The sequence below is a fragment of the Nocardia sp. NPDC051787 genome (assembly GCF_040681325.1).
Lineage (GTDB): Bacteria > Actinomycetota > Actinomycetes > Mycobacteriales > Mycobacteriaceae > Nocardia.
Window position 1 is genome coordinate 103,361 of sequence record NZ_JBFAYO010000023.1, and the last position, 21,603, is coordinate 124,963.

Here is a 21,603-nt window from a genome sequence, read left to right on the forward strand (position 1 = left end):
GGCGAAGCAGCCGCCTACTTCGCCCCGACCGTTTCGTGGACCTCGACGGCGTGCTTGCCCGAGCCCCAGCCGACGTGCGCCTCGGCGCGCATCCGCTCGATCATGTGCGGGTAGTGCAGCTCGAACGCGGGCCGTTCGGAGCGGATGCGCGGCAGCTCGTAGAAGTTGTGCCGCGGCGGCGGGCAAGTGGTGGCCCACTCCAGCGAGTTTCCGTAGCCCCACGGGTCGTCCACGGTGACCACCTCGCCATAGCGGTAGCTCTTGAAGACGTTCCACAGGAACGGCAGCATCGAGGCGCCGAGCACGAAGGCACCGATCGTGGAGATCGTGTTCAGCGTGGTGAAGCCGTCGCTGGGCAGGTAGTCGGCGTAGCGGCGCGGCATGCCCTCCGCGCCCACCCAGTGCTGCACCAGGAAGGTGGTGTGGAAGCCGATGAAGGTGGTCCAGAAGTGCCACTTGGCCAGGCGCTCGTCGAGCATGCGTCCGGTCATCTTGGGGAACCAGAAGTAGATGCCCGCGTAGGTGGCGAACACGATGGTGCCGAACAGCACGTAGTGGAAGTGCGCCACGACGAAGTAGGAGTCGGTGACGTGGAAGTCCAGCGGCGGGCTGGCCAGGATGACACCGGACAGGCCACCGAAGAGGAAGGTGACGATGAAGCCGATGGAGAACAGCATCGGCGATTCGAAGGTCAGCTGACCGCGCCACATGGTGCCGATCCAGTTGAAGAACTTCACGCCGGTCGGGACCGCGATGAGGAAGGTCATGAACGAGAAGTACGGCAGCAGCACCGCGCCGGTGGCGTACATGTGGTGCGCCCAGACCGCGATGGACAGCGCCGCGATACCCAGGGTCGCGTAGACCAGCGTGGTGTAACCGAAGATCGGCTTGCGCGAGAAGACCGGGAAGATCTCCGAGACGATGCCGAAGAACGGCAGCGCGATGATGTACACCTCGGGGTGGCCGAAGAACCAGAACAGGTGCTGGTAGAGCAGGATGCCGCCGGTCGCGGGGTCATAGATGTGGCCGCCCAGGTGCCGGTCGTAGGCCAGGCCGAACAGCGCGGCGGTCAGCAGCGGGAAGGCCAGCAACACGAGGACGCTGGTGACGGCGATGTTCCAGGTGAAGATCGGCATCCGGAACATGGTCATGCCGGGCGCGCGCAGGCAGACGACGGTGGTCAGCATGTTCACGCCACCGAGGATGGTGCCCAGACCGGAGACCGCCAGACCCAGGATCCACAGGTCGGTGCCGACGCCGGGCGAGTGCAGGATGTCGGTCAGCGGCACGTACGCCGTCCAGCCGAAGTCCGCGGCGCCGCCCGGGGTGATGAAGCCCGCGGTCGCCATGCTGGCGCCGAACGCGTACAGCCAGTAGCTGAAGGCGTTCAGTCGGGGGAAGGCGACGTCGGGCGCGCCGATCTGCAGCGGCAGGATGATGTTGGCGAAGCCGAACACGATCGCGGTCGCGTAGAACAGCAGCATGATCGTGCCGTGCATGGTGAACAGCTGGTTGAACTGCTCGGGCGAGAGGAACTGCAGGCCGGGCCGCGCCAGCTCGCCGCGCATCAGCAGGGCCATCAGGCCACCGATGAGGAAGAAGGCCATCGACGTGGTCAGGTACATGACACCGAGGACCTTGGGGTCCGTGGTGGTGACCATCTTGTAGATGAACGAGCCCTTCGGCCCGGTCCGAGCCGGATAAGGCCGAGTCGCTTCCAACTGAGGGACTGGCTGGGGCTCTACGGCAGTCACTGATCCTCCTGAAAGGTGCCTTTAGGTCGCTCCGCAGGCTCCGCTGATCGCATCCACCCCGATGCGGGACAGACGACAGTTCGCTTGCGCTCATCGAATGGTAAACGGTGCCTATCCGGCAAGCCGAACGGGTCCTACTCTCTGTCGTATTTCCCCGGTGCGCTCGCGTACCGATGAGAACTCCGGGTGGCGGTCGTCTCTACCGGTGACAGACGGGAGTTCGGCGGTTACATCACCTTCCGCAAGGACGGCCGCGCGGTAGCGGGCGCGATGGGCAGGATGCCGGGCGACACCGACAGCCCCGAGCAGTGGACGGTGTATCTGGCCAGCCCCGACGCGCAAGCGACCGCGGACGCGGCTGTCGCCGCGGGAGCGTCGCTGATCGTGCCCGTGATGCGGGTCGGCGAGCTGGGCACGATGGCCGTGCTCGGCGACGTCGGCGGTGCGGGGGTCGGCATCTGGCAGGCCGGGACGTTCCCCGGGTTCGAGACGATGGGCCTGGTGTCCGGCGGGCAGTGGCGCGAGCACGCGGGCGCGCCGTCCTGGTTCGAGCTGCACACCCGCGCCTACGACGCCTCGCTGGCCTTCTACCGGGAGGTCTTCGGCTGGTCGGACGTCTTCACCATCTCCGACGTCCCGGAGTTCCGCTACACCACGATCCACGCGCAGAGCCCGATGCTCGGCGGCGTCATGGACGCCTCGGCCTTCCTGCCCGAAGGCGCACCCGCGGGCTGGACCGTCTACTTCGGTGCCGACAACGTGGACGAGACCGTCGAACGGGTCGTCGCACTGGGCGGCTCGGTGCTGTCACCCGCCGAGGACACGCCCTACGGCCGAATGGCCTCGGTCGTGGACGCCACAGGCGCCCGATTCAGCATCGGCGGCGAGAAAGCCTGAACTCGCCAAGGGGGCCGCGAACACGCAGCGCCGCAGGCGCTGCAAAACAAACGCTGTACCCTCACCGGCATGCCGCTGAGCGCCTTCGTTCGCATCCGAAACCGCACAGCCTCTTCCGCACACGCCGCTTCGGCGGGCCGCCGGGTGGTCGCCGTCGCCGCGTTGTGCGCGACCGTTCTCGCGGCGGGGTGTGGCGGGAAGAGTGACGACGACGTCTCGATCGTGCGCACCACCACGAATATCGCGGGCGCCGGGGTGGTCGGGCTGGAGCGCGACACCACCCGGGCGTGCGCGCTGCCGAGTGCGCCCGACCCGGCGAGCGGGACCACTCGCAGCGTCACGCATGCCGCGGGCGTCTCGGTGGTGCCCGCCGACCCGCAGCGCATCGTCGTGCTGACCACCTCCGCGCTGGACGCGGTCTGCGCGCTCGGTCTCTGGGAGCGGGTGGTGGGCACGGTGACCATCGAGGGGCCGAGCCCGCAGCCCGCCTATCTCGGCACCGGCGTGCTGAAGATTCCCGGTGTCGGAACCGCCGCGCAGCCGGATCCGGCCCGGATCGCCGATCTGCGTCCCGATCTGATTCTCGGCGAAATCCCCACCGGCGCGGCCGGTTTCGCCGCGCTGCAGGCCATCGCCCCGACCGTGCTGGTCAGCGCGAACGCCGGCTGGCAGGCCGAATTCGCCGCCTTCGCAGCGGGTTTGGGACGTCACGAGGCCGGGGAGACAGCGCTGCAGAACTATCGCACCGAGGCAAGCGACACCGGTACCGCCTTGGCGGCGGCGCAAACCCAGGCGTCGGTCCTCCGCTTCACCGCCGACGCCGACCAGGTGCAGGGCGGCGACAGTTTCGCGGGTCGAGTCCTCGGCGACGTGGGTGTGCAGCGTCCCGCCGCCCAGCGGGGCGCCTCGTTCGAGGTGGGCGAGGATGAGTTCGCCACCAAGGTGGAGGGCGACGTGATCTACGTGATCCTCGCCGGCGCCGAGGGGAAGAAGCACGGCGAAGCCGTCATGCGAACCGACGAATGGAAGGAACTCAGCGCCGCCACCGATCGCCGGGTGTTCGCCGTCGAGGACACCGTCTGGCACGGCGACGGCCTCACCGCCGCCCGCGCGCTGCTCACCGATCTGCGCGCCACGCTCAACGGCTACGTGAACGACTGAGCTCCGCGCCCCACCCTGGGTGAGGTTTTGCCCACCCTGGGAGTGCGCGGACCAACGCTGGGGTTGGTGTCGGAAAGCCCGCTCGAGGACGAGATTGAGAAGTGCGCGAAACACCTCTCATTCGACACTCGAGGACACGACATGCACACCATGACCGCTTCCGACAACCTGTACGTCCTGCCGCTGGCCCAGCCCGTCGCCGAGGTCGATCCAGGCGCGGTCGTGGTGTCCACCGCCGATTGCGACCTCACCTACGCTGAACTGGACCGCTGGTCCAACCGCATGGCTCGCCTGCTGCTCGAGCTCGGCGCCGGCCCGGGCGCCCGCGTCGCGGTGGCGATCGACCACCCGATCGAGTCCACCGTGGCCGAGCGGGCCGCCACCAAGATCGGAGCGGTCACGGTCCCGGTCACCGGCGACGGCTCCTTCGCCCTCGGCACCACGGTCGGGATCACCACCAAGGACCAGCGGCCCGAGTCGAGTGACGGGATCGCCTGGCTGGTGCTGGACGAGCGCTCCACCCTGCAGCGCTACCTCGCCGGTTCCGACGCCCCGCTCACCCCGGCCGACCTGGATCTTCTTCCGGCAGCCGCCTGACCGGGCCCACCCCTCCCCCCGCGACCCGAACAGTGATGTTCGGGTCGCGCAGTGTGCGCAATACCCCCGCAGCGCCGACCGCACCGGTTCAGAATTGAGTTGCCGCGATCTGTGCGGCGGCAGGTACTACCGGTACCGCGGTGGCTACTGGCGGTCATTCCTGGGTAGCCCGACCGCGGTCAGAACGTAGGACACGTCATGCAACAGCCTTCCCTTTCGGCGAAAGATACGGACACAGTGCTTCCCGACGGAGCATTCGCCCTGTCGGCGGCACAGCGCGGCATCTGGTTCGCCCAGCATGTCGCCGGTGACACTCCGATATCCATCGCCCAGTACGTCGAACTGAACGGACCGATAGACGTCGACCTGCTCGCGCGTTCGGCGCGTCAGGCCGGGCGCGAGTTCGGCACCGGGTACCTGCGCCTTGTCGAGGTGGAGGGGCATCCGTTCCAATTCGTCGACACCACGCTCGACGACAGCCTGGAAACCATCGACTTCCGCACGGAACCCGACCCGGAAGCCGCCGCCCACGCCTGGATGCGGGCCGAGTACGAGGCCCCGCTGGAGCTGACCCGCGACCGGCTGGTGCGCATCGCCATGCTGCGCGTCGGCGCGGAGCGCTGGTTCTGGTATTCGCGGATCCACCACATCGTGCTGGACGGCATGGGTGCGCTGACCGTGGTGCAGCGCACCGGGGAGCTCTACAACGCCGCCGTCGAGGGTCGCGAACAGCCGCCCGCGAAAGCGGAGGATCTGCGCAAGATCGTCGAGGCGGATCTGGCCTACCGCAGTTCGGAGCGGTTCCTCGCCGACCGGGAACACTGGCTCGCCCATCTGGACGGCATGGCCGACCCGGTGAACCTGGCGGGCCGCACCGCGGGGGTGGACGGACACCCGATCCGAGTCGAGGGCGACCTGCCCGCCGACACCGCGCGGATGCTGGACGCCGTCGCCGAGCAGGTGTCCTCCGGCGTCGCACCCACCGTGGTGGCGGCCTTCGGCGCGTACCTGTCCGCGATGACCGGCTCGGCGGAGGTCGTGCTGAGCCTTCCGGTGTCGGCGCGCACCACGGCGACGCTGCGGCGTTCCGGCGGCATGATCGCCAACGTCGTCCCGCTGCGGCTGCGGCTGGAGCCGGCCACGACCGTCGGCGATGTGATCCGCGCCGCCCAAGGCGAGCTGACCGGTGCGCTGCGCCGGCAGCGCTACCGCCAGGAGGACATCTTCCGCGATCTGGGCTGGCCGATGGACGAGGCCGGGTCCTTCGGTCCTTCGGTGAACCTGATGATGGTCGACACCAGGATCCAGCTCGGCCGGGTCACCGGGCGGCTGCACGTGCTGACCTCCGGGTTGATCGACGACCTGTTCGTCAACCTGTATCCGGGCGTCGGCGGCGAGAGCACGCACATCGACTTCCAGGCCAACGGCAACCTCTACAGCGACACCGAACTGGCCGCACAGCACCGCCGATTCCTGTCGTTCCTGCACCGCTTCCTCGCTGCCGGGCCGGATGCGCCGCTGACGACCATCTCGGTGCTGTCGGACGACGAACTCGCCCGGTACGCCCCCGCCCGCGGCGGCGCGGGCGTCGCACCACGTACGCTGCCCGCGATCCTCACCTCGGGCGCTACCCGCGATCCACAGGCGACGGCGCTGGTCGAAGGCGCGACCGCGCTGACCTACCGCGAGGTCGACGACTACACCAACCGCCTGGCCCGGGTGCTGATCGCCGCGGGCGCCGGACCGGAACGCACCGTCGCGATCTCGATTCCGCGTTCGATCCGGTCGGTGCTGGCGACGATCGCGGTGGCCAAGACCGGCGCGGCGTTCGTGCCGATCGACCCGACTTACCCGGCCGACCGGATCGAGCACATGGCCGGCGACAGCGGGGTCGTCGCGGGGATCACGGTCGCGGCGGCGCGAAAGTCGTTGCCGGACCGGGTGTCCTGGCTGATTCTCGATGACGAGAGCACCGAGCGCGCCGTGGCCGAGCAGGACAGCGCCGCGCTCATCGAGGCCGAGCGATCCGCGGCAACGCACCCGGACCAGGTCGCGTACGTCATCTACACCTCCGGCTCCACCGGGCTACCCAAGGGCGTGCTCGTGACGCATCGCGGGTTGGCGAATCTGGTCGCGAGTTCCGGCGCGGGATTCGGCATCGACGCGGAGTCCGTTGTCGCCCATGCCGTGTCACCCAGCTTCGACATCTCGGTGGAGGAAATCCTGGTCACGCTCGCCGCGGGCGCGACCCTGGCCGTGGTGCCGCCGTCGGCGTACGCGGGTGAGGAACTCGCCCAGGTGCTGCGCGGGCACCGCGTCAGCCACCTCAATGTCACCCCGGCCGTCGTGGGATCGCTGGACCCGGCGACCCTGCCCGAACTGCGTACCGTGATCGTCGGCGGCGACGCCTGCCCGCCCGAGCTCGTCGCGAAGTGGTCCGGCCGCACCCTGTTGAATGGCTACGGCCCCACCGAGACCACGGTGACCGTGACGCTCAGCGCCCCGCTGACTCCCGATGCGCCGGTCACCATCGGCGGTCTCGCCCGCGACGTGTCGGCCGTGGTGCTGGACCCGTGGCTGCGGCCGCTGCCCCCAGGTACCACCGGTGAGCTCTACCTCGCCGGTCCCGGTGTCGCGCGCGGCTACCACCGGCGCAACGGACTCACCGCCGACCGCTTCGTCGCCAACCCCTACGCGACGGGCGAGCGGATGTACCGCACCGGCGACCTGGTGCGCTGGGTCGAGCACGACGGCCGGATCGAACTGGAGTACCAGGGCCGCAGCGACTTCCAGGTGAAGGTGCGCGGTTTCCGGGTCGAACTGGGTGAGATCGACGCCGCCCTGCAGCGGCATCCCGACGTCGACTTCGCACTCACCCTCGGCGTCGAAACCGGGGCGGGCGCCACCGCACTCGTGTCCTACGTGCTGCCGAAGCCCGGCGCCGAGGCCCATCCCGAGGCCCTGAAAGCCGCTGCTGGAGAATCACTTCCGGCCTACATGGTGCCCGCCGTGGTCATGGTGCTCGACCGCCTCCCGCTGACCCCGCTCGGCAAGGTGGACCGCAAGGCGCTGCCCGCGCCCGACTTCGGCGCACGCACGGTCACGAGCAGGCCGCCGTCCACACCGCGCGAGAAGGCGCTCGCCGCGCTGTTCGCGGAGGTGCTCGGCCTGGACGCGGTAGGCGTCGACGAGAGCTTCTTCGCGCTCGGGGGCGACAGCATCGTCTCGATCCAGCTGGTGTCGCGCGCCAAGGCGGCCGGGATCGGGTTCAGCGCGCGGGATGTCTTCGAGCGCAAGACCGTCGCGGCACTGGCCGCCGTCGCCACCGACGTACCGACCGTGGAGGTGCGCGAACTGCCCGGCGGCGGCGTCGGCGACGTGGAGCTCACGCCGATCGTGCACGCGATGCTGGAGCACGGCGACACCTGGCGACGGTTCGCCCAGGCCGTGCTGATCGAACTGCCGGCCGGAATCGAACGCGCGCCGCTGGTCGCCGCGGTGCAAGCACTGCTCGATCGGCACGACCTGCTGCGCTCGACGCTGCGGCGCACCGGCGACGGCTGGAGCTGGGTGGTCGCCGAACCCGGCTCGATCGACGCCGACGGACTGCTCGAGGTCGTGACCGCGGACACGGATCTCGAGGCGACCTGTGAACGCGAGTTGCAGCGCGCCGCCGACCGGCTCGACCCGGAGTCCGGCGTCCTCGCGCGCTTCGTGTGGATCGAACGTGCGGACGCCGCGCCGCTGCTGTGGCTGGTGCTGCACCATCTGGTTACCGACGGCGTCTCCTGGCGCATCCTGCTGCCGGATCTGGCCACCGCGACAGTGGGCGGCGAACTCGCGCCGGTCGGGACCTCGTTCCGGCGCTGGGCGCACGGGCAGCACGAGCACGCCGCCACTCGGGCCGCGGAACTGCCGCTGTGGCAACGCATTCTGGCCACGCCCGATCCGGAACTCGGCTCGATGCCGATGCACCCCGAACTCGATGTGGTGGCCACCGTGGCGCACCTGACCACGGTGGTGCCGCCGGGGATCGCGCGGACCGTGCTCACCACCGCACCCGACCGATTCCACTGCGGCGCCGACGATGTCCTGCTCACCGCGCTCGCGCTGGCGGTGGCCCGCTGGCGCGGACGCACCTCGGCGCTGTTCACCCTGGAAGGCCACGGCCGCACCGAGTCCATCCTGCCCGGCGCCGACATCGCGCGGACGGTGGGCTGGTTCACCAGCATCTACCCTGTCGCTGTCGACCTGGCCGGCATCGATCTAGCGGACGCGTACGCGGGCGCAGCCGCGGCGGGTGCCGCGATCAAGGCCACCAAGGAACAGCTGCGTATCCTGCCGGACAAGGGCATCGGGTTCGGCATGCTGCGCTACTTGGTCCCCGAGACGGCGGCGGCGCTCGCGGACGCGCCCACACCGCAGATCAGCTTCAACTACCTCGGCCGCGCGACCACCGGCGGCGAGGCGGAGCCCTGGCTGCCGCGCCGCTTCGCCGCGACCCAGGACGATCGCGCCCCGCTGGCCGCGGCGGTGGACATCAACGCCGTCCACACCGATTCCGGCCTCGAAGTGACCTGGGCCTATGCCTCGCGGCTGTTCGAGAAAGCCGACCTCGCGGAACTCGCCGCACTGTGGACACAGGCCCTCGGCGCCCTCGCCGAGCACGCCGAATCCGCCGGGGCGGGCGGACGCACCCCCTCCGACTTCGATCTGGTCGCCGTCACCCAGGCGCAGATCGATACCTGGGAACGCGACTACCCGAACCTCATCGACGTGTGGCCGCTCTCGCCGTTGCAGTACGGCTTGCTCTTCCACGCGCTGTACGACTCCGACACCGCCGACGGCTACACCGTGCAGTCGCTGCTCACCCTGTCCGGCACCGTGGATTCGGCCCGATTGCGACGTGCCGCACAGGCTTTGGTAACCCGGCACGAGAACCTGCGCGTCGCGTTCGCCGAGACCGAGGACGGCCCGCGCCAGCTGGTCCTGGCCGACGCCGAGATCGAATGGCACGAGGCGGATCTCACCGGCATCGCCGACTCCGGCGAGCGCGCCCGCGAGGTCGATCGGCTGATCGCGGTGGACGCGCGCACCCGGTTCGAGCTCACCCGTCCACCACTGCTGCGCTGCACGCTCCTGCGGATCGCACCCGACACCTACCGCTTCCTGCTCACCAACCACCACTTGGTGCTGGACGGCTGGTCGACGCCACTGCTGGTGCGCGAGCTGCTCACCCTCTACGTCACCGACGGCGACGCCTCGACATTGCCGCCCGCGCACTCCTATCGCGAGTTCCTGACCTGGCTGCGGACCAGGGACGACGCGGAATCGCTTGCGGCATGGACGGATTCGCTGGCGGGCGTGGACACCCCGACCCGCGCGGTGCCGACCCTGGCCGGAATCGAATCGACCGAAACCGGCATGCTCTCGGTCGACCTGTCCCGCGCCACCGTCGCTCAGCTCGAGACCGCGGGCCGGGAAGCGGGCGCCACGGTGAACACCCTGGTGCAGGCCGCGTGGGCGATGCTGCTGGCCATGCTCACCGGCCGCACCGACGTGGTGTTCGGCGGCACGGTCTCGGGCCGGCCGCCGGAGCTGTCCGGGGTCGAGGAGATGGTCGGCCTGTTCATCAACACACTGCCGGTGCGGGTGCGGCTGGATCCGGCAGAGAAGGTGGCCGACCTGCTCGCCCGCGTGCAGTCCGAACAGGCGCGGCTGCTGGACCATCAGCACGTCGGCTTGGCCGCCATCCACCAAGCGGTCGGCCTGGCCGAATTGTTCGACACCCTGACCGTGTTCGAGTCCTACCCGATCGACCGCGAGGCGCTGTCGCAGGCGCTGGACATCGCGGGCATGCGCGTGCTGGACGTGGAGGGCACCGACGCGACGCCGTATCCGTTGAACCTCATGGTGATTCCGCTGCGCGGCGCCGACGGGCAGGACACGCTGCGGATCACGCTGAAATACCTGACCGGCCAGCTTCCGCCCGAGTCGGCCCGGCCGCTGCTGGATCGGTTCGTCCGGTTGCTCACCCAGCTCGCCGACAACCCACGCGCGCTGGTGTCCCAGCTGCAGTACTGCGACGACGCCGAACGCGCCGCGCTGCTCCCGGTGCGCGGCCCGGAATCGGCGTGGTCGGCCACGTTGCCCGAGCTGTTGACCGCGGGCGCGCGGATCAATCCCGATGCGATCGCGGTCACCGCGGGCAATCTCACCATCTCCTATGGCGAACTCGACGCGTGGTCGAACCGTTACGCCAGGGTGCTGCTGCGCCGCGGAGTCGGACGCGAGGTGTTCGTCGTGCTCGCGCTCACCCGGTCGCTGGAATCGGTGGTCGCGGTGTGGGCGCTGGCCAAGACCGGCGCGGCGTTCGCTCCGCTGGACCCGAACTACCCCGTGGAGCGCATCGAGCACATGCTCACCGACTCCAAGGCGCCGATCGGCGTGACCGTCACCGCGACCGGCGAGACGCTGCCCGGCACCATCGACTGGCTGCTGCTCGACGATCTCAACACCATGCGCCGGGTGATGACCATCTCCGACGCGCCGATCACCGACAACGAGCGCGGCGGACCCATCGACCTCGACCAGACGGCGTACCTGATCTACACCTCCGGCTCCACCGGCAAGCCGAAAGCGGTGCTGCTCAGCCACCGCGGTATCGCGAATCTGGTTGCTGCGCAACGAGAGACGCTCGATCTCGACCACACCGCCAGCGCGCTGCAGGTGGCCTCGCCCAGCTTCGACGCCTCGGTGTTCGAGCTGCTGATCGCGCACGGCGCCGGCGGCAGGCTGGTGGTGTCGCCGCCGGACGTCTACGGCGGCGCGGAACTCGAAGACCTGCTGCGCACCCAGCGGGTCACCCACGCGGTGATCACGCCGTCCGCGCTGGCCACCATGGAACCCACCGATCTGGACCAGCTGCGCGTGCTCGCGGTCGCGGGCGAGGCGGCGACGCCGGAGCTGATCGAGCGGTGGGCACCCGGCAGGCGCATGGTGAACCTGTACGGCCCCACCGAGTTCAGCATTTGGGCGACGGGCCCCGGCGAACTCGTCCCCGGCGAGCCCATCACGATCGGCGGACCGATCCGCGGCGCCGCCACCATGGTGCTGGACTCCTGGCTGCGGCCGGTGCCGGTGGGCGTGCCCGGCGAGCTCTATCTGGCCGGTCCAGCGCTCGCGCGCGGCTACTTCAACCGGTTCGAGATGACGGCGAGCCGTTTCGTCGCCGATCCGTTCGGCGAATCCGGCGGGCGGATGTACCGCACGGGCGACATGGTGCGCTGGGTGACCGGGCCGGACGGCGGCTACGAGCTGGAATATCTGGGCCGCAGCGACTTCCAGGTCAAGATCCGTGGCTTGCGGATCGAGCTGGGCGAGATCGACGCGGTGCTCTCCCGGGACGAGGAGGTCGAGTACGCGGTCACCATCGGGCGCACCGGCCCGGCCGGGACCACGGTCCTGGTGTCGTACGTGCTGCCCGCCGAGGGCGTCCTGCTGGACGTCGAGCGGCTGCGCGCCCAAGTGGCCGCCGAGCTACCGGGGTACATGGTGCCCGGGTACCTGATCGTGCTCGACTCGATTCCGCTCACGCCGGTCGGCAAGCTGGATCGCAAAGCCCTTCCGGTACCGGACTTCTCGGAGACCCACCGCCCCTACCTCGCGCCGCGCACGCCGGTCGAGGAAACGGTGGCCATGGTGTTCGGCGACGTGCTCGGCCGCGACCGGATCGGAGTCGACCAGTCGTTCTTCGAGCTCGGTGGCAACTCGCTGAGCGCGACCAAAGTGGTGGCGCGGGTGAACGCGGCACTCGCGTCGCGGATCGCGCTGCGCGATCTGTTCGACGCGCCGACCGTGGCCCAGCTGTCCGCCCGGGTCGTTCCCGCGACCAGCGCGGAGCCGGGCCGGTTCGTCCTCGCGCCACGGATTCGTCCGGACCGCGTTCCGCTCTCCCCCGCGCAGCAGCGCATGTGGGTGCTCAACCGGATGGATCCGGCTTCGGCCGCCTACAACATCGCGATCGCGCTGCGGCTCACCGGCGACCTGGATGTCGAAGCCCTGCGCGCCGCGCTGGTCGACGTGGTCGAGCGCCACGAGAGCCTGCGCACGCTCTATCCCGCGGACGCGGAGGGGCCGCGCCAGGTGGTGGTCGGCGCCGACGTGGCCGTGCCCGCCATGCCGGTGGTCGGCACCGAGGACGGCGCGGCGCTACGCGCACGCATCTCCGAGCTGGCCGGCACCGGATTCGACCTGGCCACGCAACCGCCGCTGCGGGTCGCCCTGTTCGGGATCCACGCAGCGGCGGCGCCGTCCGCGGGTGCCGGGCCGGTGTCCTCGGGTGCATCTACCGGGGAAGCTCCCGTCGCGTCCGCCCCGGCCGGGACAGCCCCGGTCTCGTCGAGTTACGCGGCGGCCGAACCGATGGCGGCGCCTGGGCCGGTGCACGTCGTCGTGCTGGTCGTGCACCACATCAGCGCGGACGGCGCTTCCATGGCACCGCTGGCAGCCGACCTGGCCGCCGCGTACGCGGAGCGGTCCAGCGGCGGGCACGCCATCCGCGTCCCGCTGCCGGTGCAGTACGCCGACTTCGCACTCTGGCATCGCGAGGTGCTCGGCGACGAGGCGGACCCGGAATCGGCCGCGGCACGCCAGATCCGGTTCTGGCGCGAGACCCTGGCGGGCGCGCCGGACGTGCTCGAGCTGCCCTCCGATCGTCCGCGGCCCGCGGTGCAGACCATGCACAGCGCCGATTTCGGGTTCACCGTCGACGGCGAGACGCACAGTGCGCTGGTCGAATTCGCCGCAGCGCAGAGCGTCAGCCCGTTCATGGTCGTGCACGCGGCGCTCGCGGCGCTGCTGGCCCGGCTCGGCGGCACCGATGACGTGCTGATCGGCACCCCGGTCGCCGGTCGCGGGGAGGAGGCGCTCGACCAGCTGGTCGGCATGTTCGTCAACACCCTGGCGCTGCGCACGCTGGTCGACCCAGGAGTCGGCTTCGCGGCCTTCCTGGACACCGTCCGGTCCACGGACCTGGACGCCTTCGCCAACGCGGACGTCCCCTTCGAGCGGCTGGTCCAGGTGCTCGATCCGGCCCGCTCGACCGCGCACCACCCGCTGTTCCAGGTGTCGCTGTCGCTGCAGAACTTCGTCGAACCGGGGCTGGAGCTGCCGGGCCTGCGTTTCGAGGTGGAGGATTTCGATCGCAACGCCTCCCAGTTCGACCTGACCCTGGATCTGCGTGAGCGCTTCAGCGAGAGCGTTCCGGCGGGCATCGACGCCGTGCTGACCTACGCCACGGATCTGTTCGACGAGGCGACCGTTGCCGCGTTCGCCGCCCGGTGGCGCCGCGTGCTCGCGACCGTTCTCGCTCGCCCTGACGTGCGCATCGCCGATATCGACATTCTCGACGACGCCGAACGCGCCACGCTGGTGCCGGTGCGCGGTCCCGAAACCGCCGGTACCACAACGCTTCCGCGACTCCTGGCCGAAACCGCCCAGCGGTATCCGGAGCGGCCCGCCCTGGTGGCCGGCGGATACACCACCACCTACCGGGAGATCGACGCGCACGCCAATCGTCTGGCGCGGGTAATGTGCGAGGCTGGCGCGGGGCCGGAAACCGTAGTTGCGCTGGGTCTTCCGCGCTCGGCGGAACTGCTCACCGGCATGTGGGCCGCCGCGAAGGCCGGTGCGGCGTTCCTGCCGGTGGATCCGAAGCACCCGGTCGACCGCATCGACCACATGCTCACCGACTCCGGCGCGACGCTGGGCCTCACCCTCGCCGCGTACCGCCCGATGCTCCCCGACAGCACGAATTGGCTGGTGCTGGACGACCTGGCCCTGGTGGAACGCTGGGGCGCCGCGAGCAGCCACCCACTGGACGAACGCGACCTGCCCGGACCCATCCGGCCGGACAATGCGGCATGGATGATCTACACCTCCGGTTCCACCGGCACGCCGAAAGGTGTCTCGGTCTCGCACCGCGGCATCGCTGATCTCGTTGCCGCGCAACAGAAGTCGCTCGGTCTGGAGGAGCACTCCCTGGTGCTGCAAGTCGCGTCGCCGAGCTTCGACGCGTCGGTGTTCGAAGCGATCATGGCGTTCGGCTCCGGTGGCGCGTCGGTGGTCGCGCCGCCGGACGTGTTCGGCGGCGGCGCACTCGCCGAGCTGATCGAGGCCGAGCAGGTCACGCACATGGTGATCACGCCGTCCGCGCTGGCCACCCTCGATCCCGACGAGGTGACCAGCGTGCGGGTGCTCGCGGTGGCCGGTGAGGCGGTCGGCGCCGAACTGGTCGAACGCTGGGCCACCGGGCGCACCATGGTCAACCTCTACGGTCCGACCGAGTCCACCATCTGGGCAACCGGTTCGGCGCCGCTCGAGCTCGGCTTGCCGGTCACCATCGGCACGCCCGTGCAGGGAGCCGCCGTGCTGGTCCTCGACGACCGGCTACGCCCGGTCCCGGTGGGCGTGGCGGGCGAGCTGTACCTCGCCGGACCTTCGCTGGCCCGCGGCTACCACGCCCGGACGAGCTTGACCGCCGCCCGCTTCATGGCCAACCCGTTCGGTGCGGCGGGCGAACGGATGTACCGCACCGGCGATCTGGTGCGCTGGATCCGCTCCGAGGCGGGGCTCGAGCTGGAGTACTTGGGCCGCACCGATTTCCAGGTCAAGGTCCGCGGCCAGCGCATCGAGCTCGGTGAGATCGACGCGGTGCTCGGCCGCGCCGAAGGCGTCGACTTCGCGGTGACGCTCGGCATGCCCGGCCCCACCGGGGCGACCGCGCTGGCCTCCTACTTGGTCCGCACGCCCGGATTCGAGCTCGACGTGGCGAAAGTACGCGCGTTCGCCACCGACATCCTGCCCGGCTACATGGTGCCCTCGGCGTTCGTCGTGCTGGACGAGATCCCGCTCAACGCGGTCGGCAAGCTGGACCGCAAGGCGCTGCCCGCACCGGAGTTCACCGCCGACCGCACCGAGTACCGCGCGCCGTCCACGCCGACCGAAGAGCAGCTGGCCGCGATCTTCGGCGAGCTGCTCGGGGTGACACCGGTCGGCGCCGACGATTCGTTCTTCTCGCTCGGCGGCGACAGCATCCTGGCGATCCAGCTGGTGTCGCGGGCCAAGCAGCAGGGCATCACGTGCACCCCGCTACAGGTGTTCGAGCACCGCACGGTGGCGGCGCTGGCCGCGGCGATCGACGCCGCAGGCACCGCGGTGACGCTGGAGGAGCTGCCCGGCGGCGGCGGCGGCGAGCTGCCGCTGCCGCCGATCGCGCACTACATGCTGCAGCGCGGCGGCAACTACGACCGCTTCGCCCAGACCGCCGTGCTGGAGCTGCCGGTGGGCATCGAGCGCGCCCAGATCGTCGCGGTGCTCACCGCCGCGGTGGACCGGCACGACATGCTGCGCGCCCGGCTGGTCACCGACGCCGAGGACGGTCCGCGCATCGTGGTCGGCCCGCCCGGCTCGGTCGACGTGGACGCGCTCGTGCACCGCATCGAGTTCGACGCGATCGAACCGATCGAGCTGCACGAGTTCGCCATGACCGAACTGGACGCCGCGGCCGACCGGCTCGATCCGGCGCACGGCACAGTGCTGCAGTTCATCTGGCTCGACCCGGTGGGCGCGGCGGGCACCCGCACCGGCGCGGGGCGGCTGATCGTGCTGGCGCACCACCTCGTCATCGACGGCGTCTCCTGGCGCATCCTGGTGCCGGACCTGGTGGCCGCCTGGGCTCAGGTGTCGGTCGGCAACACGCCGGTGCTCGCGGAGACCGGGACCTCGATGCGGCGCTGGGCGCACGCGCTGGCCGAGGAGGCGCACTCCGAACGCCGCCGCGCCGAGCTGGCCTACTGGCACGACGTTCTCGCCGGAGCCGACCCGCTGATCGGCGGCAGGGAGCTGGACCTGGCGATCGACAACACCGGCACGCTGCGCATGGTCGAGCGCGAGGTGTCCGCAGAGGTCACCACCGCGCTGCTCACCACCCTGCCCGGCCTGTTCCAGGGCAGCGTCAACGACACGCTACTGGCCACCCTGGCCCTGGCGCTGGTGCGCTGGCGCGACACCGAGCCGACGGCGCTGCTGCGGCTGGAAGGCCATGGCCGCCAGGAAGAAGTGGTCCCCGGCGCCGACCTGTCCCGCACCATCGGCTGGTTCACCAGCATCTACCCCGTGCGACTCGACCTGGCCGGCATCGACATCGATGACGCGCTCACCGGTGGACCCGCCCTGGGTGCGGCCATCCGCGCGGTGAAGCATCAGCTGCTCGCGGTGCCGGACAAAGGCATCGGCTTCGGCCTGCTGCGCTACCTCGACCCCGAGACCGCCCGGCAGCTCCCGGAACGCCTCCCGGGCCGGGTGGGCTTCAACTACCTCGGCAGGTACTCCACGGGCGACATCCCGGCGGGACTGGAGGGCCTGGGCTGGCTGCCCACCGACGACCTGGGTGACGTGCACGTCGCCGAACACCCCGGCGTGCCCCTGCAATCGGCGATCGATGTGAACGCTGTCGTCATCGGTGACCGCTTGCGCGCGAGCTTCGGCTTCCCCTGGACGCTGCTCGGCAACGACGAGGTGGCCGAGCTGGCCGACCTCTGGATCGAAACACTCGGCGCGGCAGCCCGCTTCGCGCAGACCCCGGCGGCACGGACCGCCGCCGAGGAAGAGGCCACGGCCACCGCGCCACCGGCCGCCCCGGCGGCGGGCGGTCTCGGACTCGACGTGGTCCTGCCGATCCGGCTCGGCGGCGACGAACCCGCGCTGTTCTGCATCCATCCCTCGTCCGGGATGGCGTGGACCTACCTGGGATTCGCCGACGCGCTTGCCCCCGGCCGTCCGATCTACGGCCTCCAGGCCCCGGACCTCAGCGGCAACGAACCGCCCGCGCGCTCGATCGAGGAGTTCGCCGACCGCTATGTGCGCGAGATCCGCCGCCTGCAACCGGACGGCCCCTACCACCTGCTCGGCTGGTCCTTCGGCGGGCTCATCGCGCACGCGGCGGCGACGAAGCTGAAGGCCGAAGGCGCCGAAGTCGGCGTCGTCGCGCTGCTGGACGCCGACACTGCCGACATCGACGGCGACAGCATCGAGCGGGTCACCGCAGGCTCGTTCGTCAACACGTTCGGCTCGGTGTTCGGCATCCACGACGTGCCCGCCGAGGCGACCGCGCAGCAGGCGGCGGACCTGATCCGGGAGCGGCTCGGCGGTGTCTCGCTGGTCGACGCCGCCACTCTGGAGCGGATGGCGGGGTCGTACAACGCCGCCGCACGGACCAGGACCGGTTATCAGCGCCCGGTGTTCGACGGCGACATCGTGTACTTCAGCGCGACCGTCGACACCTCCGACATCTTCGGTCCCGACGGCTGGCGGCCGTACGTGACCGGCGAGATCATCAACCACGACATCGAGGTCACGCACGACGAACTGACCGCACCGCAGGTGCTGCCGGTCATCGCGCGCGCGCTCGATGCACATCTGGGAGGCCGAGGATGAGCTTCGATCAGGGAGTCGTCGTCGAGGGAATCGAGAAATCGTTCGGCGCGGTCAAGGCATTGCGCGGAGTCGACTTCGCGGCCGAGCCGGGCGAGGTACTCGGCATCCTCGGACCCAACGGCGCGGGCAAGACCACCACGGTGAACATTCTGTCCACGTTGATCCGGCCGGACCGCGGACGCGCGCTGGTCGCGGGGTACGACGTGGTCGCCGACCCGGCGGCGGTGCGCCGCAGCATCATGCTGACCGGACAGTACGCCGCGCTCGACGACATGCTCAGCGGATACGAGAACCTCGTGATGTTCGGCAGGCTGATGGGCCTGCGCAAGCGCGCGGCCCGCACCCGCGCCGACGAACTGCTCACCGAATTCGATCTCGAGCGCGCCGCGGGCCGCCGGGTCGGCACCTATTCCGGCGGCATGCGCAGGCGCATCGACATCGCCTGCGGCCTCGTCGTGCGGCCCGACGTGGTGTTCCTGGACGAACCCACCACCGGGCTGGATCCGCGCAGCAGGCAGGGCGTCTGGGATCTGGTGTCCGGCTTCAAGAAGGCGGGCATCACCACGCTGCTCACCACCCAGTACCTGGAGGAAGCGGACGCGCTCAGCGACCGGATCATCGTCATCGACCACGGTGTGGTGATCGCCCATGGCACCGCCGACGAACTGAAGTCGCGGACCGGAGGCAGCTACTGCGAGGTGGTGCCGCTGGATCTGAAGGACCTGCCCGCCATCGCCGCGGCGCTGGGTTCGCTGCTGCCGCCGGATAACCGGGCCGCGCTCACCGCCGAATCCGATCGGATCGCCATACCCGCGCCGGACGGCGCGAAAACGCTCGCCGAAGCGCTGCGCCGGCTGGACAGCGCCGGTGTCGAACTGGTGGACATCGCGCTGCGCCGCCCCTCGCTCGACGACGTCTTCCTCCAGCTCACCGGACATTTGGCGACGGTCGAGGAGACCGCCGAGCCGGAGGTCGTGTCGTGACCGCGGCGACCTGGCTCACCCAGACCCGCGCGGCCCCGCTGCGACCGCAGCAATGGTGGGTGCTCACGACCCGGCTGATCGCTCCGTCGGTGCAAAGCGGCGAGGTGCTCACCTCGGTGCTGGCGCCCGCGGCGTTCACCGCCAGCTTTTACATCCCGCTGAAGACCGTGATGACCTTCTCCGGCACGGGGTTCAGCAGCTACGCCCAGTTCATGATGCCGCTGGTGGTGCTGCAGGCCGCCGCGTTCACGGCGGTCTCGGCGGCTTTCCGCGCCGCCACCGATTCGGTCGCCGGGCTCAACCGGCGCTTCGGCGCGATGCCGATTCCGCCGCTGGTTCCGGTCGCGGCGCGCATGTCCGGCAACCTCTTCCGCTTCGCCATCGGGCTGATCACCGCGTTGATCTGCGGCCACGTGATCGGCTTCCGCTTCTATCTCGACACCGCGCACACGATCGGCTTCGTGCTGTTCTCTTTGCTCGTCGGGCTCGCGCTGATGATGGGAGGAGACGTGATCGGGACGGTCTCGCGCAACCCAGAGGCAACCGCGCAGGCGCTGGTACTGCCACCGTTGATCTTCGGCATGCTGTCCACGGGCCTGGCTCCGGCACACCAATTCCCCGCGTGGGTGCAGCCGTTCGTGCGCAACCAGCCGGTCTCGCAGTGGGCCATCGCCTTGCGGGCGTTCGCCGGTGACAAAGGGCCGAACGCCGGGGAGGTGACCTGGTCGCTGCTGGCCCCGCCGTCGGCATGGGCGATCGCCATCCTGATCATCTGCATTCCGCTGTCGGTCCGGTTGAGCTCGAGGAGGTCGTGATGGTGCTGCCGGCCGATCGCAGGGACGACCTGCACACCGGCGCCGAGACGTCGATGTCGGCGCTCGCGCTGCACACACTGATCCAGACGCAACGGTTGCTGCTGCGCTGGGCACGCAACCCGGTCACGCTGCTGGAGACGCTGATCATCCCGTGCCTGCTGTTGATCATGCTGAACACCGTGATCGGCGGGCAGATCGAGAAGTTCACCGGCGACAGCGCGCTGTACGGGTCGGTGCCGATGGTCGCCCTGGTCGCCGCCCTGTCCGGCGCGGTGGCCGGTGGCATCCTGCTCGGCCGGGAGCGCGACGCGGGCCTGCTCGCCCGCTTCTGGGTGCTGCCGGTGCACCGCGCCTCGGGCCTCGCCTCGCGCGTTCTCGCGGAGGGCTGCCGCATCTTCGTGTGCGCACTCGCCGTCGTCCTGGTGGGCTTCCTGCTCGGTTTTCGCTTCCACCAGGGCGTCGCGGCGACGATTGTCTTCCTGTTCATCCCGGTGTTGTTCGGCCTGGCCTTCGCCACCATCGTCACCGCGGTGGCCGTCTTCACGGCGAAAGCGACACTGGTGGAAGGGATCACGATCCTCACCTCGCTGATGATGTTCTTCAGCACCGGCTTCGTCCCGCTGCAGGCCTTCCCGAAGTGGATCCAGCCGGTGGTCCACAACCAACCGATGTCGGTGGCCGTCGACTCCATGCGCGCCCTCGCCTACGACGGGACGCTGGCCCGGCCGCTCACCCTGACATTCGCCTGGTCGCTCGGCGCGATCGTCCTGTTCGCCGTCCCCGCGGCCATCGGCTACCGCAGAGCCAGCAGGCGATGAAGACGACGACGAGCACGCACAGCGAACTCCCAGCTCGGTCCCAGCCCACCAGGAGCGCCCGTTCCTAACGTCACCGAGGACGACCTCGACGAACGGAAGGACCACCAGTGGGCAAAGGACGCGGTGAAGTACACGAGCACGATCTCGGGTTCGCGCACGATATGCAGGTGATGGTGTCCCGGCGCCGCGCCCTGTTCTTCCTGGGCGCGACCGCGGGCGCGGCGGTGGCGGCCGGGTGCGCCTCGGGGGCGAACGACTCGGCAACCGGTACCGGCGCCGCGACCACCGCGCAGTCCGGCGATATCGCCGCCGCCCCGCAGGAAACCGCCGGACCTTATCCGGGCGACGGGTCGAACGGACCGAACGTGCTCGTCGAGTCCGGCGTGGTGCGCAGCGACATCACGACTTCGTTCGGCTCATATTCCGGTGTCGCGCAGGGCATTCCGATGACACTCGAATTATCGCTGCGGGACCTGGTCAAGGGCGGCGCCGGAGCGGGCATGGCGGTGTACGTCTGGCACTGCGACCGGGACGGCAACTATTCGCTCTACAGCCGCGGCGTGACCGAGCAGAATTACCTGCGCGGCGTGCAGGTCGCCGACGCCGACGGCAAGGTCCGCTTCACCTCGATCTTCCCGGCCTGCTACGCGGGCCGGTGGCCGCACATCCACTTCGAGGTCTACGACTCGCTCCAGACCGCGGTCGCGGGCGACAACGCGCGCCTGACCTCACAAATCGCGCTCCCCCATGACGCCTGCGCCACGGTATTCGCCCACGACTCCGGTTACGCGCGCAGCGTCACCAACCTTTCGCAGGTCACGCTCGCCTCCGACAACGTCTTCGGCGACGGCTGGGATGCCGAGCTGGCCACCGTGACGGGCACACCGGCCACCGGGATGACGGTCTCGCTGACCGTGGGCGTTGCCGAGAAATCGCAGAACACCGAGTCGGGCAACGGCTCCGGTCCGCAGTCGGGGGGGGGGGGGGGGGGGGGCCGCCCCCCGCCCGGGGGCCGCCCCGGCCCGCCCCCCGCCAGCGGGGGTGTAGGGGGGGCCGCCAACGCGACACCGCACCCCCCCCC

At 70.2% G+C, this 21,603-nt stretch carries 9 protein-coding genes; 8 read left to right on the forward strand and 1 reads right to left on the reverse strand.

Features of this window, described 5'->3' with window-relative positions; genetic code table 11:
- Nucleotides 1-14: 14 nt before the first annotated feature.
- Nucleotides 15-1,754 (reverse strand): cytochrome c oxidase subunit I, encoded by a 1,740-nt coding sequence (gene ctaD / locus AB0M45_RS23740; RefSeq protein WP_364333067.1) that lies wholly within the window; start codon nucleotides 1,752-1,754, stop codon nucleotides 15-17.
- A gap of 186 nt (nucleotides 1,755-1,940) precedes the next feature.
- Here ctaD and AB0M45_RS23745 point away from each other — a divergent pair, with 186 nt between their 5' ends.
- From AB0M45_RS23745 to AB0M45_RS23780, 8 genes are all read left to right on the forward strand, one after another.
- The gene (locus AB0M45_RS23745) at nucleotides 1,941-2,651 is read left to right on the forward strand and encodes a VOC family protein (protein ID WP_364333070.1); all 711 of its coding nucleotides are present in this window, start codon (nucleotides 1,941-1,943) and stop codon (nucleotides 2,649-2,651) included.
- A 69-nt stretch (nucleotides 2,652-2,720) separates the two neighbouring features.
- Entirely contained in the window at nucleotides 2,721-3,812 is a 1,092-nt protein-coding gene (locus AB0M45_RS23750) for an ABC transporter substrate-binding protein (RefSeq protein WP_364333073.1), read from the forward strand.
- Nucleotides 3,813-3,953: 141 nt separating this feature from the next.
- Nucleotides 3,954-4,409 carry an AMP-binding protein gene (locus AB0M45_RS23755; protein WP_364333076.1) on the forward strand — a complete coding sequence of 152 codons (456 nt, stop codon included), beginning with the start codon at nucleotides 3,954-3,956 and terminating at the stop codon, nucleotides 4,407-4,409.
- A gap of 198 nt (nucleotides 4,410-4,607) precedes the next feature.
- Nucleotides 4,608-17,906 (forward strand): amino acid adenylation domain-containing protein, encoded by a 13,299-nt coding sequence (locus AB0M45_RS23760; RefSeq protein ID WP_364333079.1) that lies wholly within the window; start codon nucleotides 4,608-4,610, stop codon nucleotides 17,904-17,906.
- The gene (locus AB0M45_RS23765; protein ID WP_364333083.1) at nucleotides 17,903-18,889 is read left to right on the forward strand and encodes an ATP-binding cassette domain-containing protein; all 987 of its coding nucleotides are present in this window, start codon (nucleotides 17,903-17,905) and stop codon (nucleotides 18,887-18,889) included. Before AB0M45_RS23760 ends, AB0M45_RS23765 begins: the two co-directional genes overlap by 4 nt.
- Nucleotides 18,886-19,704, forward strand: a complete 819-nt coding sequence (locus AB0M45_RS23770; RefSeq protein ID WP_364333086.1) for an antibiotic transporter — start codon at nucleotides 18,886-18,888, stop codon at nucleotides 19,702-19,704. The genes AB0M45_RS23765 and AB0M45_RS23770 overlap by 4 nt, the downstream gene beginning before the upstream one ends.
- On the forward strand, nucleotides 19,704-20,522 hold the full coding sequence (locus tag AB0M45_RS23775) for an ABC transporter permease (RefSeq protein WP_364333089.1): 819 nt from the start codon (nucleotides 19,704-19,706) through the stop codon (nucleotides 20,520-20,522). Before AB0M45_RS23770 ends, AB0M45_RS23775 begins: the two co-directional genes overlap by 1 nt.
- A 161-nt stretch (nucleotides 20,523-20,683) precedes the next feature.
- Nucleotides 20,684-21,603: dioxygenase (locus AB0M45_RS23780; RefSeq protein ID WP_364333104.1), on the forward strand; the 920-nt coding region annotated here is incomplete at its 3' end.